This window comes from Serratia sp. CoH_122_TC_1 (assembly GCF_058191755.1).
Window position 1 is genome coordinate 1 of the sequence record NZ_JBXWLA010000035.1, and the last position, 13,335, is coordinate 13,335.

Annotated in this window: 13 protein-coding genes; 6 read left to right on the forward strand and 7 right to left on the reverse strand. The window is 57.1% G+C overall.

Annotation, left to right across the window (positions count from 1 at the left end; genetic code table 11):
• Positions 1-488 precede the first annotated feature (488 nt).
• From AC2FC2_RS26300 to AC2FC2_RS26315, 4 genes are all read right to left on the reverse strand, one after another.
• Entirely contained in the window at positions 489-944 is a 456-nt protein-coding gene (locus tag AC2FC2_RS26300) for a helix-turn-helix domain-containing protein (RefSeq protein ID WP_016155426.1), read from the reverse strand.
• Positions 945-1,132: 188 nt separating this feature from the next.
• On the reverse strand, positions 1,133-1,495 hold the full coding sequence (locus AC2FC2_RS26305) for a hypothetical protein (RefSeq protein ID WP_490660151.1): 363 nt from the start codon (positions 1,493-1,495) through the stop codon (positions 1,133-1,135).
• Positions 1,496-1,747: 252 nt separating this feature from the next.
• A complete protein-coding gene (locus tag AC2FC2_RS26310; RefSeq protein ID WP_081120980.1) occupies positions 1,748-1,942 on the reverse strand; it encodes a hypothetical protein in 195 nt (64 codons plus the stop codon).
• A gap of 140 nt (positions 1,943-2,082) precedes the next feature.
• A complete protein-coding gene (locus AC2FC2_RS26315; protein WP_016151785.1) occupies positions 2,083-2,646 on the reverse strand; it encodes a recombinase family protein in 564 nt (187 codons plus the stop codon).
• Positions 2,647-2,860: 214 nt separating this feature from the next.
• Here AC2FC2_RS26315 and AC2FC2_RS26320 point away from each other — a divergent pair, with 214 nt between their 5' ends.
• Together AC2FC2_RS26320 and AC2FC2_RS26325 are read left to right on the forward strand one after the other, a co-directional pair.
• On the forward strand, positions 2,861-3,499 hold the full coding sequence (locus AC2FC2_RS26320) for a hypothetical protein (protein ID WP_490660152.1): 639 nt from the start codon (positions 2,861-2,863) through the stop codon (positions 3,497-3,499).
• On the forward strand, positions 3,499-4,077 hold the full coding sequence (locus tag AC2FC2_RS26325; RefSeq protein ID WP_230330252.1) for a hypothetical protein: 579 nt from the start codon (positions 3,499-3,501) through the stop codon (positions 4,075-4,077). The genes AC2FC2_RS26320 and AC2FC2_RS26325 overlap by 1 nt, the downstream gene beginning before the upstream one ends.
• Before the next feature lie 229 nt (positions 4,078-4,306).
• Here the strand turns inward: AC2FC2_RS26325 and AC2FC2_RS26330 are convergent, their stop codons facing one another.
• Positions 4,307-7,054, reverse strand: coding sequence for a lytic transglycosylase (locus tag AC2FC2_RS26330; RefSeq protein WP_490660153.1), 2,748 nt, complete (start codon positions 7,052-7,054; stop codon positions 4,307-4,309).
• Positions 7,055-7,663: 609 nt separating this feature from the next.
• Here AC2FC2_RS26330 and AC2FC2_RS26335 point away from each other — a divergent pair.
• Genes AC2FC2_RS26335 through AC2FC2_RS26345 form a run of 3 tightly spaced genes read left to right on the forward strand, consistent with a single transcriptional unit; the run spans position 7,664 to position 9,880 of the window.
• Positions 7,664-8,899: a toprim domain-containing protein gene (locus AC2FC2_RS26335; protein ID WP_196093963.1), complete on the forward strand. Its 1,236-nt coding sequence runs from the start codon at positions 7,664-7,666 to the stop codon at positions 8,897-8,899.
• Positions 8,900-8,953: 54 nt separating this feature from the next.
• Entirely contained in the window at positions 8,954-9,382 is a 429-nt protein-coding gene (locus tag AC2FC2_RS26340) for a hypothetical protein (RefSeq protein ID WP_196093964.1), read from the forward strand.
• A gap of 9 nt (positions 9,383-9,391) precedes the next feature.
• A complete protein-coding gene (locus AC2FC2_RS26345; RefSeq protein ID WP_490660154.1) occupies positions 9,392-9,880 on the forward strand; it encodes a hypothetical protein in 489 nt (162 codons plus the stop codon).
• A gap of 484 nt (positions 9,881-10,364) precedes the next feature.
• Here AC2FC2_RS26345 and AC2FC2_RS26350 read toward each other — a convergent pair whose 3' ends face one another.
• Positions 10,365-10,859 carry a PBECR2 nuclease fold domain-containing protein gene (locus AC2FC2_RS26350; protein ID WP_063922093.1) on the reverse strand — a complete coding sequence of 165 codons (495 nt, stop codon included), beginning with the start codon at positions 10,857-10,859 and terminating at the stop codon, positions 10,365-10,367.
• Positions 10,852-11,370 carry a ribbon-helix-helix protein, CopG family gene (locus AC2FC2_RS26355; RefSeq protein WP_182293966.1) on the reverse strand — a complete coding sequence of 173 codons (519 nt, stop codon included), beginning with the start codon at positions 11,368-11,370 and terminating at the stop codon, positions 10,852-10,854. The genes AC2FC2_RS26350 and AC2FC2_RS26355 overlap by 8 nt, the downstream gene beginning before the upstream one ends.
• 551 nt (positions 11,371-11,921) lie before the next feature.
• Between AC2FC2_RS26355 and AC2FC2_RS26360 the strand changes: the two genes are divergently transcribed.
• Positions 11,922-13,238: a VapE domain-containing protein gene (locus AC2FC2_RS26360; protein WP_094461413.1), complete on the forward strand. Its 1,317-nt coding sequence runs from the start codon at positions 11,922-11,924 to the stop codon at positions 13,236-13,238.
• Positions 13,239-13,335 lie beyond the last annotated feature (97 nt).

Below are 13,335 nucleotides of genomic sequence, written 5' to 3' on the forward strand. Positions count from 1 at the left end.
TTTTTTTTGTATCAGAAATACAGATAAATACGCATTTAATACAGCAAATAGACATCTAAGTGTTTGTTTTTATTGTTTATATACAAATATACAAATAATAAAATAAATGGAAAGCGGAGAATGGTGCAGGTGATACCGCTGGGAGCGCTGGGGAAAAAGGAGAAGTGTATTTTTTGTCTTATTCGTATTTATTCATATAAATCAATTATATTGATGACTATATCGTGTGTATTTCCGTGTATTCATCCGTATTCCGTGTATTCATCCGTATCAGCCTCCTCTGCCGCATAGCGTCGCAAAGTGCATCCCCGCAGGGGTGCAGCTGCGTGACGCGGTTCTGCTGTAATGGGTGGAATTGATTGGGATCGTGCAAATTTGGCAGGCACTGCCGCCGAGTTGCCGGAGTTGCCCGAAATAAAAAAAGATTAATATTTGAGCAGGTGATTGCCCTTATGGGGAGGGGCCGGGCTGATCGCCCGGCATGGTGCCTAATCGTCTTTCAGCGCCTGCCGCATGACCTCTGCGGGGTCAATAATCTGGTACACCATAGCCTCATGAGCAAAGGCCCGCGTAAGGGCGGAGATCAGGCTTGCCGCTGCGCGAACGGTGGGCAGGTCTTTGCTGCGGAGCGCTGTCATGGCCTCGCCCTGCACGCTCTCCAGTAGCTTGATCTGGCGCTTGATGATGACCTGTTGTTGCTCCCGGAGAGAGTCGCGCAAGTCCCGAAGCCGTTCGGCCTCGCTGGGTGGCAGGTTGTCATATTTGGCCTGCGCGTCGCTGATCAGCCTGTCGAGCTCGTTGCTTTGGGCTTTGATGGTGTCCTTTGCCAGCCATTTGGAGACGGTGCCGCGATTGCATCCCATCTTTTCGGCAATCTGCTGCATGGTGAGCCCTTCGGCGCGTAGGGCGCGGGCTTGAATGGCGCGGGGGGATGGTGGTCGCATGGTGCTGCCTCGAATGTTGCCACGGGTTGCTCATAGTGGCATCACGACTGCTTTTTGGCGGGCCCAGCCCGCCGCCTCCCCATACCCTGCCACTGGCTCAGCCTGTCAGCCACGACGCTGTTAAACGAGGCGGGGCAATGCGTTACCACGGCAAAAAGAAAGCGCCCCGCAGAGAGGCGCTGAGGCGGTCAGAATTGCAGGCGGTTGCTGCCTAAGTCGTGGGAGCATTCCACTGATACTGTGTCAGCTTGCGGGGAGGTGATGAAGGTCGCAAAGAATTTCCGGTTTCCGCCATCCAGCCAGAAAATATCCATCATGGCGGTAGTCTGCTGTGGCACGCCTGCGGTGATATGGACGCCGTAGCTTTCAGAGGTTAGTTCTCTGACCGGGAACCGGTTGCCCTTCCACGCCACAACCATGCGCGGCCCAGTGTTGGTTTCCAGCCTGATAATGCTGCCGTCAGTGCAGAGAAAGCGGGTGGCAATCTCTCCGGCGTGCAGCTGCGTGCTGGCGAGGAGTAGCGCGAGCGCTGCGGGTATATTGATTTTCATAGTATGTAATTCATTACACCATATTGATTATCATATAGGGCCCCCGCAGGGGCCCCGGTTTTATAGCTGGTCAGTCACTCTGACGAGTATCGCAGCCGGATGGCACGCCATCAGGATTTTGACGTGGTGATCGTGCTGGTCTCTGCCTGCGGCAATAACTACGCCGTTAAGCATGACCGCAACGCACTGGCCCTGATTGAGTAGCTTGTGCCACTGCTGCGCCGCTTTCCTGCGCGGGTCTATGCGGTACATTTACGCCTCCCACGAAAACAAGCGGCAGACTGGCAGGGTGAGCACGCGGCCCTCCGCCGTTCTGAGGCTGACTTGATGGATGCCGCGCCCGTTCATCGCTATAGTGCGCTGGATGCCGTGCTGGCGGATTTCTCCGTGCTCGATGGTTAAGCCGGGGAATGTTTGCGCCGTGTGACGCTGTGATGCAATAATCATAATGTTGGTTCCATTGGGTTGGTTCTGACAATGGCGCGGCTTTGGTTGCCACCTTCACCGCGCCGCTTTTGGTTCCCCTGTTAGCGCAGGGGCTCCAATCTCTTAGACGGGCCATGCCTTCCCAGTCTGGCCCGTCGCTCTTAACTCTCCTCTTTGAACACGCGGAACACACTGGCCCGGCTAATGTTCAAATCTCTGGCGATACGTGCAGCAGGTATGCCGATCTCCCGCTTCTCCAGAATCTTTTTGCGTACCTCAGGCGTGACCTTTATCGGCCTGCCAAGGTGCTTGCCTGCTTTCTTCGCTGAATCAATCCCGGCTCGCTGACGTTCCAGCATCGAGGTGCGTTCCATTTCCGCGATCCCCGCCAGCATGGTGAGCATGAGCTTGCCCGCTGGGGTTGTTGCGTCGAATCCTTCCCGGAGGCTGATCAGGGTGATGCCCTTCGCTTTCAGGTCTTCCACCACTTCCAGCGTGCTGGCGGCATTGCGTCCTATCCGGTCGATAGCCGCCACCACGATCACGTCACCGCTCCCGGCGACCTTCATCAGGGCGGAGAATCCGGGGCGCTCCATTACGGGCGTGATGCCGCTTACTCCCTCGTCACTCAGGATCCGCGCATCGGGATAGCGTTGCAGGATGGCGTCTGTTTGCCCGCCAAGGTTCTGCTCTGCGGTTGATACGCGTACATAGCCAAAAATCATTATCGTTACCGTCTCAAAAGGTTGCTTGAGAAAATAATAGACGCTTTCGACGCATAAAACAATCTCAAATCCTCGTAAGGCCCCTCTAATTGGGGCGTCGCGTAAGGGATGCCTTTTTGACGGTATGCGAGGGCAACGCCCGCGCCCCTCCCCCTCAGTCGTGACGGCACACTTTACGGGCGGCACCTCGCCGCTGACTTTGACGAGACAACATATGACTAATTCAAATACCGCTCAGGTGGATAACCAGCTGAGCCAAATTTATGACGCGCTGGGCGAGTACGCCGCGCCGCTGCCTCAGATTGATAACCTTGCCATTACCCGCGAGCAGGCGATCAGCCTTCTCGATCAGGCCACCGCACTGGATGCCGATGCCGCGCAGCTGCGTGAGCAACGCGAAGGCCAGCACGATGCCGCCACCCTGCTGGAGCGTCAGCTGGCGACCGTTGTCGCGCTGGTTGAGGAGGGCAAAGCCTGTCTGCGTTCCGGGGAACCGGTTCGCCCTGAGTGCGCGATGGCCCCAAGCCTGATCCCTGAGGTAGAAAACGAGCTTTCAGCCGCCCGGCAGCAGCTTGCCGCCACTGGCTCGCAGATCTCCGCCATCGTGCAGCGGTCTGCCCTACTGCGCCGCCAGTGTGAGGATCTGCTGACCAAGGCGCTGCGCGACGCCCGTGTGGCGCATGTGCAGGCCCTGCTTGATGCTGCTATTCAGCAGGCTGCTGAGCTGGGGCTGGAGCTGGCAAACAGTAACCAGTACACCACGGCGATCCGTGTGGACAGCCGTCTGGCGGTTCTGGGCCGCAATAACGGCGTATTAATCAGCCTGAAAGGCTATCAAGGGAGCGCCAGATAATGACCATTAAAGCCGTACTTGCGCAGCTGGCTGCGTTAAACAGCACCATGACCAAGAGCCTCGCCGGAGACGATGCGGGGCGTGAGGCAAGGCTGAATTTTGAAGACCATAAGCTGATTGCTGACTGCTGGCAGGCCAAAGCCCCCCGCGCTCAGGTTGAGGAGCTGAAAAAGTCCCTCAAAACTACCCATGACCTCCCCGACGCGGAGCGCAAAGCGGCTTTCTCAGCTGTTCGCCAGCACCTGCTCAAATCAACCGCAGGCGATGCGCTAGAGCAGGCCATGAGCGGCTCCCCTGTGCAGTTTGCGCCGGATATGACCGTGAGCCGCAACATGAGCACCGAGCAAATCCATCTGGCACGGCAGCAGCAGATCAGCGATCAGCAGCTTATCCGTGATTGTGAAGTTGCTGGGGTGGCCACCTCGCAGGTTGTCGAATTGGCAAGCCGTCTCGAAGACACTCGCGGCCTGCCGAATAACATCAGACAGCCCGGCATTGATGCCGTGCGCCAGCAGCTGACGCAATCCCAACCGAGCCCGGCAGCGCAGGGCATCGACTGGAGCGGGCAGGGTTGGTAATGGAAAGGCCCGTGCTGCTTATTCCTGAGCGCATGATGGCGGATCCAGATGCTGAGCACGTAAGCCAGTTGCGTGCCAGTATCAGGCGAGCCCAGCGGAAACGGGACGGCGAGCGGCAGGAATACGGGCTAAACGCCCCGGATTATCACTGGAGCGCACCACGTCGCAGATAGCAAAAGGGCCCGAATATGGGCCCTTGTCTTTTGGCGTGCCAGCACGTCCGCTACCGCTATCGACTGGCAAAGCTGCGCGGTTGCGTGAAAGAGCTTTTTACCGGGACGCTTTGGGTTTGTGTGCGCCCATCTGGGTATTGCAGGTTTACATTGATATTGGCGTCTGAAATATCAATTTTCCCGCCACTGGAGCCCGCTGGCATGGTCTCCGGCGCGATCTTGTAGTTGTTCTGGTTATTCAGGGCCATGCTAACGCCAGAATTAACCACGGATTGCGGGATGCTGCTATTTTTCACGTTCTCTTTGCGGAGGATGGCCCGCGTTACGTTCAGCAGAGTGTTCTGATCGGTTAAGTCCAGCTGCTGATCTGGGTCGTAGCCTGTCCATTCGCTCGCCTGCCGGATGTAGCGCGGCACCTCAGGATCACCGCTCGCATAGGTGCTGATAATCTCCCGTAGCGTGCGCTTGCGTCCGCCCTGATATTTCCCGGTGCTATAACGCAGCAGCTGCCCGGCAGACGCTGCAATGCCTGCCTGCTGGGTTGGGAAGCGCCGCCAGTTGCCGTTAGCGTCCTTCACGTTACCAACGTTATTGCCTGCCCAGTTCCCGGCAGCACCGCTTCCCGCAGCCGCTGCGGATGGTGAGGAAATATTGCCGCCTAACGCCGCCTCTCCGGCTGTTTGCGGGCCGTATGCAGCGGCGTGCGCATTCGCATTGCCCTGCTCTACAAAGTTGAGCTGCTGCTGGCGCATGAGCTGCTGCTGGCGTTTCAGTGCCCTGTATCGGTCGCCCTCTGGCCCTGCGGTCTGCATACCGACGCCCTTGTCCTGCAAGGTGTTCATTTCCTGCTGATAGGCATCGAGACGCCAGCCGTATTTGCGGCGGGCCTGCTGCTGCGTATCGAGGCGCATCCCCTTCTCATAATCGCGGCGCAGACTGTCCTCGCTGCCCCCGGTCATTTTGACCAGTGCCATGCGCATGACATCGAGAGCAGGCAGGGCGCGGCGGGCGTAGTCCTCAAACTGGTTGTTGAGCTTCGCCACGTTATCGCGGATCTCGCTCCCTTCGGTCTTCGCAGGGCCATGCACGGTGGCAACCTGAGTGAGCACGTCTTTCAGCTTCTCCGGGTCAGTACCTTTAAGGGCATCGGTAAGGCGCTGGCGTTCGCCAGCATCAAGGCCCCCGCGCTTGAGGTATTCATTGCCCATAGCCTCCAGCCCTTTGCCGCTCTGAATCTGGCCCAGCGCGGCGTAACTAGTGGCGTTTACGCCGTCAGGGTTAATTTTCAGGCGGCTGAGGCGACTTGAGACGCCGCTCATATCTGCGCTGCTCATCTGGTCGATTGCCAGCGCGTCATTGATGCCGACGCCAAGGTGGCGCGAGAGAGCCACGATTGAATCAGGGCCGTAACCATAGGCCCGGTGGATGCCCTGCCGGGTCATATCGAGCAGGGTCTGATCGCCGTGATGATTGCTGCCAAAGCGCTGCCCGTAAAGAGAATCAGGGCCCAGCGTGCTGCTAATGGTGCCAAAAGCGCCGCCAGACTGGAGGACTTCGAGCGCCATCGGGTTGTTGATGCCGTTGCGCAGGGCCATGCGGGCCATGAATGCCCGTGAAGGGTCGCCCATTGCGCCACCGCGCTGGAGGTTCGCATTAATGCGGCTCAGCAGGTTGGTGGAGCCCTGCAAATCCATGCCGGGGATCCCTGAGCTCATCAGGCCAGCCATTGCACCCGCATAGCCCGGTACATTTGGCGCGGTCAGGCTTGCGCGTGCCTGCTGGGTGGCAAAGTCGCTGATTGCCTGCATAGCTTCGCCAGCCTGCGCAAATGCGCCTGATTTTCCGATAGCCTCCCCCATGAGCAGGCCCATGCGGCGCAGCTGCTGATCGTTGTTTACGACACGGGAAGCGGAGAGCTGGCCCATCGTGCCCGCGACGCTGTTTGGGTCGAGGCCGTAGGAGCGGGCCAGACCGCCAGAAACAAGCATCCCGGTGCCAAGGTTCTGGCCCGGCTGGATGTTGGCGGCGCGGGAATAGGTGGAGGCCAGCGCGATGGCGTCACCGTTGGTCATGCCCAGATTGTTGGCTGTGCTCATGACGCCGCGCTGGAGGCTGGAAAAGCTGACAATGCCGCCCATCTGGCGGTATAGCTTATCAAGCCCGATCACGTTGTCCTGTGCCTGCCCGATCTTGTCTGCGACCGCGCCGATAATCTTTCCTACTCCGAGCGCAGCAAGTCCGCCGACCAAGCCCATGAGCCCGGCACCTGCTCCGCCAGACAGCCCGGCGTTCATTGCCCCGCTAATGGTGCCGCCGACCGGGCCAGCGTTGCGCAGCATCGTGCTGAGGTGATTCTTCCATACCGAAGACTGGTTATTATTCTGCGGCCCGCCCTGAGGCGCTGGAGAAGGATTTGAGGGGGTAGGCGCTGGCGGTTTCGGCTTCGGTTTCGGGGCGTCGTCAAACTCCACGCCCAGAAAGTTGAGCATCCCCTGCATTTTCTTGATGCGTTCGGCCTGATCGCTATACATCGCTTTCCAGTCAGCCATAAGGGGATTGGTAGCGCCCTGCCCCGTCTTGCCCATGGTTGTCTTGAGTTCGGTCTGGACTTTGAGCAGCTTCTGCATCTGTTTGATGAAGGCGTCCAAGTCCTCTTTTGAGCGCAGGTTAATGGGCTCAAATTTCTGCTTGTTGGCCTGCCCTACCTGAGAGGCAAGGATGCGGATCTGGTCGTTGACCATTTGAATCTGTTGCTTGAGGTCTGCCGCGTCAAATTGCGCGGAGACCGGGATTTTAATCGCCATGTTATAGCCCTGTTTTGTCATCGTCAGGGCCAGTCTGGCGTCACGACATTTGCGCCGCTTCAATTACGGCAGTGACGCCGCAAGCCGCGCCAGCTGTGGATAACTTTGATAAAATGGTCTTGCTATTATGACCAAAATGGTCAAAATACAAATCAAGCAGCCTGACAGCTGCTGTTAATTTCCGTGTCCAGCAAGGGCGGAAAGTACACCCCAGCCGTGGGGGGTTAGCGGGTGACGCTCTCTCACCCATCACCATGGCGCGAGAGCGAGGGGCAGCAGATCAGTGCGGACTCTCCGGGGCAGAAACGCCCGCATCACCGCATAAGTCCTTATGGTCTGCATTTAGTGCTTTTGGCATGAATCACTCAAAAAGTCCCGCCAGACCATCGGCGGGCAATAACCAACCCTGAGGAAACCCCATTGAAGATTTACCGCGAGGCGCTGGCTGAGAAACTGAGGATCAGCCCACGCCATATGCGCAGGTTAGAGGAGCTACACCCCCCTGACGGGCGCGATAAAAAGGGCCATTACTGGCTAACCGGGCCGGAGCTGACGAGATTCATAAAGCAGCAGCGCCGACCAGAAAGAAGACGTTAAGAGAGAGCCGAAATGACTGGGAAGAATGACTGGCTGTTAATACCGAATTTGCTGGATGAAGCGCTGGCCCGCACGCCTGCACCGTCCTGCGGTGGCGGCTTTGAGGACTGGAAACGGGACATCACCGGGATCATGTGTTGGTTGCGCTACCTGAGCCGCGACGCTGAGGCCGTGAACGTCTGCACCCGCTGGAGTGAAGAGCCCGGCATTACACCTGCTCAGCGGGCCAGCAATGCCTCCCTGCTGTCATCCACCGCCCGCTATGTGCTCAGCCTGCCACCGGATACGGCGAAAGCCTACGCCATCGGCCTGCTGTACCGTGCGCCCGGTCTGGTTGATGACATTCAAACGGGCCGCTTTGGGGCCGAATATCAGCCCACCGCCGAGCAGCTGCGCCAGCAGGAAGCCCAGCGCGAAGCCAGACAGCAGGAATTTGAAGCCCGTCAGCAGGAGCAGGAGCTGGCAACGCAGAAGCAACGCCAGAAAGCCTATGCAGATGCGATGCGCATTTATGGCAAGGGTAACGCCAATCCCGAAGCCGTCAGTGCAACCCCGTACTGGCGCGAGAAAGAGAAAGCCGCAGGCTTTCCCCTCCCCGTTCCTGAGGGCATCCGCTGCGGTTCTCCTCGCATGTTCCTGCCAGTCGTCGGCCCGGTTTACTGGAATAACAGCGTGATCGTGCCGTTGCATGTCATCAGTGAGTATTTGCAGCTGGGCCATGTGTCCATCGAGGTCATTTGCGGTACGGCTAACCCGCCAGCCTCCCGCACTGGCGATAAGCGCGGCCTCAAAGGCGGCTTGCGTCAGGGCGCTTTCTTCCCGATTAACCTCGACAAAGCCCGCCATGATTTGCCGCTTATCATCGTTGAGGGGCTCATGACCGGGATCGCAGTCAGCATGATGACAGGCGGAAAACTCCCGGTTATTTGCGCCATGTCCTGCGAGTTTTTCAGCAGCGTGATCGACGAGCTCCAGATTGTTTATAAAGACCAGCCGCTTTATATCATCGGTGACGTGGGCGCAGGGCATCGCAAGGCCGCAGACCTCGCCACCGAGAGAGGACGCGCTGAGATTTACGCGGTAGACCTTGAGCCATGCCTGCCGGAGCAGGAAGGGGCCGACGCGTTCGATATGCTGGCCCGTCATGGGGTCGATAATGGCATGGTGCTGTTGCGCTCCATGTTCCGCACTGCCCGGCTGGCGCGTGGTGATGCTACTGTCTCCCCGTCATCGTCAGTCAATCCTTAGTACCAAAGCCGCTCTGTGACAGGGGCGGCTTTTTCATGCCTTGAGGAGCCGAAAATGAGTGAGCAAACGCAGCAGTTATTTACCGCCGAGCTGTGCAGCATGATCCCCAAAGCGCTGGCGCAGTGGTTCCGTGAGGGTGGCAAATCGGCGGGGCCTGAGGGCCCTGTGATTGCGTTCGGCAAGCGCATCAAGCGCGGCGGAGTGATGACCATTGTCGGGCGCTCCATCCGAGGGCACCTGTGGGCCACCCCGGCCTATTACGCCGACGCGGCTCGCATCATGCGCAAGGATAAGCGGGGCAAAGCCTACCCCAGCCACTGCGAGATTGAGCGCGAGACGTTCACCTGCCAGCTGCTGCGCCAGATCATGAGCCTGACGCCTGCTGCTTATCCGGGGCTCCCTGAGGCTGTCCCGGAGTGGCAGACCATTAGCGAGGCGGAGCAGCGCCAGATCGTCGAGACCATTAACGCCTGTTTACGTTGAGAGGTGCCCATGCAGCTGGATTTATTCAGACAGAAAGGCGGCATGGGTCTCTCTGAGCGGGAAGCCGTCGAGGTGGCCCGCCTGCGCTGGCACGCTTTCCGCCGTGCGTTCGTGGGCCCTCCCTGCCCTGAGTTCATCCGATGCGCCCGCCCTGCTTGCCGCGTCATATCTGCCGCCCCGCCCGTTATCTTTACCCCTGAGCCTGAGATTGAGCCGGAGCTGGAAACATTGCCGGAGCCATCACTGGAGCCGGAGGGCGAGGAATACGACGATTTTGATATGCCGGACGCCACTCCGCTGGATACGTCGCAAATTCTGGCCTCTGCACGTTACCAGATGGAGGCGGAGCGCCTGCAACGTCTGGGCTGCTATCGTCGCGCCAGCACTCGCTACCAAAAAGCCCTCATGTTTGCATCGCCCGGCAAACGGGCAGACAGGCTGCGGGTCATGGTCAATAAGTGCGCCCGCATGGCGGGTAAGTGTGTTCGGGAATACTGACGATTTAGCCAAGCAGCTGCGCTATGAGTTCCGCTTTGAGGATGCGCTCTGCGTGGCCTTCCGGCATGAGCAGCGCGGGGATTGGCGCAGGGCGGCTTCGGCATACGTCAGGGCCTCCCGATCTGCCCCATACCCGGAGAGCGTCGAATATTGCAGGCAGTGCGCTGAGTGGTGCAGTTTTGCTGCTGAATTGTCAGTAATGTGACTATTTTGGCACAAACTGCGGCACCGCCGCCCCTACCGCTAAGCCCCGCAGGGAGAGGGCTCACGCGAATTACGCGAACAATAGTATTGTAATGTCAGACACTATGATGTAGATTGAAGTTGAGCGCGAAACCAGCTGCATTAGGGTGCAATAGCTGGCGTAGGAACCCCATAGAAGCCCTTAATTCTGTGCTTGGGTGAGACCTCCCACCAATGTCTGAGGTGGTAAATATAAAAAGACAACATCATTTGCCGCGATGTAATCCATTGCGGCTTTTTGTTATCTGCTGTACAGCAAATTGCCCCTGCGGTGTTTGTTGAGACCTTTCGCCTCAGTGTGCATGAAATTCCATAGCACCTTTCCATCCCACGGCGCGACCACTACCAGCATTTGCTGCTTCTGCTTATACATCCCGATAAAGATATAGCGCACCATGCCGTCATCATACATGGTCTCCCATATCTCATACGGCTGCTCCAGCGTATCAAGTGCAAGTTTGACGTAACGCTCACGCGCATCAACACGCTTTTCGACAATATGAGCAAGCTTATCGCGCACAATGCTCATATCCCCGATATGGGTGGTCTTAACCAACACGGTCATTTCAGGTGAGCTAAACCCCATATGCTGCTCAAGGAGCGCCAGCGCCTCCTCTGCGGTACTGCCCGCCGCTATCTCATCGAGCTGATCCCGCCGCTCCTCTGCGTCCAAGTTCCTCAGGTCTTTTAGGCCAAGTTCCTTAAACGTCTGCAACCCATCGAGTGCTTTAGCCATTCATCAATCCAATATCCCGCAGCTTATGCCGATAGTCCCGCAGGCGGCTGCGTGTCCACTCCTGCCCGGTCGCACTGGTGAAGCCCAGCGCATTGAGCGCGTTCGTAATGTCAGCCAACCCGGCCCCCTCAGCACTCATGCGCACTATCATAGCATCAGCCTCAGGGTCTACAGCATGAAAACGAGGATCGGCGGCTCGCGCCGTATTACGCTGTATTTCATTGCCTGACTCCGTGTTACGCGGTATTGCTTCAATGTGTTGCACTGTCTGACGCTGTGGTGCTGCTGTCTTACGCTGTGGGGCATTCCCGGCGATAACTTCCAGCAATTCGATCACCTTGTCGAGCTTGTCAGACGCAGCCGGAGCAGTAGCGACGCCGAGGTACTCCCGGAGCGCAGCCAGCGCTATATCTGTACGGGTGAGGTGTTCGGCACTGGCTCGCTCATCAAGCAGCTGCATGAGATCTGCCGGAAGCCTGAGGCTCAGGGCGGCTGTTTTGTTCTCTTTCATGGCGTCCCCCGTTTGTGTTTCAGTGCATTATTGCGTCATACACGACGTAATGCAACGTGACACATTAGCGGTAAGGGCCGAGCCGTTGGCTCGACACAAAGACAGTCCACAACGAAGCCGCAAAGTGTGGATAAAATCACATTATCATCAATAGGTTATCCACAACGGCATGAGCGCCGTAATGGCAGGGGGGCTGCATAAAAAAGATGAGACTGCCGGAGGATCAATTACGTTGATCGTTTGGCCCTTCGACGCTATTCTGTGGGGGCATTTGATTTGGGTGGTTTTGGAACGGCAACCCAGATTACAGGCGAAAAAAAACCAGCCGGGCAGCTGGTTTTTAATCGCCTCAGACGGTGAATCTGTCTGGTGCTATTCGGTCGAGGTCGTGGGGACTTTCAACCGAGGGAAAAGCTAAATTTTCAAGACTGATTCTAGCGGTCATTGCACCCGGTTTCAAGTCTATTGTGCCGTCATTTATGACGCAATTCCCTCGAAGCGATACCCGCCAAATCGACCTTAACGCAAAAATTCGCGGTTAAGGACATAAGATGAATCAGCAAGAAACAGCAGTAACGCCAATCAAAAGCGCGAAGGATAAGAAAGAGCTCAATGATGCTATCGCCAAAATCGTGGCGGATCTGGAGCACTGCGAGGGCCAGCAGGACAAAGGGCGCTTGCGCAGCACAACGCGTAACCTTGCCCGCATCATTGAGAATGCCCCTTTATGTCTGGGCTTTAGCGTTCATTACGATGAATTTACCGCTGATTATGTTATCGGCACGCCTGACGGGCGGCTCCCACTCAAGAAAGAGACCGTAACGGCAGTTATCAGGATGCTGACCGATCATGAATACCGCCCGTTTGCCGCTGGCAAGCTGTCGATGTTCATGGAAATGCAGGAGCCTGATTATACGAGGCTGCGTGATGTGCTGCGCATGGTGGGGATGAATCAGCCCGTTGACTCGCTGAAAGAGTGCTTTCTGGCTCTGCCTGAATGGGATGGCGTGCCACGCGTTGAGAAGTTTTTCACGCATTATGTCCCTTGCGATAATCCGCCAGAATATCTGCGCCTTTGCGCCCTGTATTTGTTTACCGGGGCCTGTGCTCGCGCCTTTGAGCCGGGCGTCAAGATGGACTCCGTTGTAACTCTTATCGGCCCGCAGGGCACCCGAAAATCTACGGTGAAAGAGGCTCTGGCATTTGATGAAAAATGGCAGGCGTCAATCATGCTTTCAAAGGGTGTCGATAAAGAAACTAACCGTATGCGCGTGGGGCTCCAGTGGCTTGAATGGGCCGAGCTGGATCGCATTTCCGATAGCAAGATTGAAGAAATCCGCGATGACCTGTCAAAGACTCACGACCAAAACCGCCGCATGGGGGTCGATTATCACGATAAACTCCCGCGCCGCTTCTCCTCGCTGGGAACGGCTAACGCTGAGCGGTTCCTCAATGATCCGGCAGGCAACCGCCGTTTTTTCCCGGTAAGTGTGATAGCCCAGTGCCTAATTGAGGAGATCAAAGCTGACCGCGATCAGCTGTATGCCGAGGCTATGGTGTATTACCGCCGCGATGGGATGCTTCCTTACTGGCTGGCTGCTGAAAAGCTGGCTCTGGTTGAGCATCAGCGGTATCTCAATACCGATCCATGGGAAGACAAACTCCGGGAGGTTGTCGAGTCCAATAAGTATTACCGGGGCGTCACTAACTCAGATCTCAATAATGAACTGGGCATTGAGGGGCGTTATCGAGACAGAAAAACGCAGCACCGTATTAATACGATTATGCGGAGTTTGGGATGGCGGGAATCTACCAATGTCCCGAAAACATGCGGTGGGAAGGGGCGCGGCTTCCTTCCTCCGGTCTAAGGTGAGCCCCTTCGGGGGCTTTTTTTTTGTATCAGAAATACAGATAAATACGCATTTAATACAGCAAATAGACATCTAAGTGTTTGTTTTTATTGTT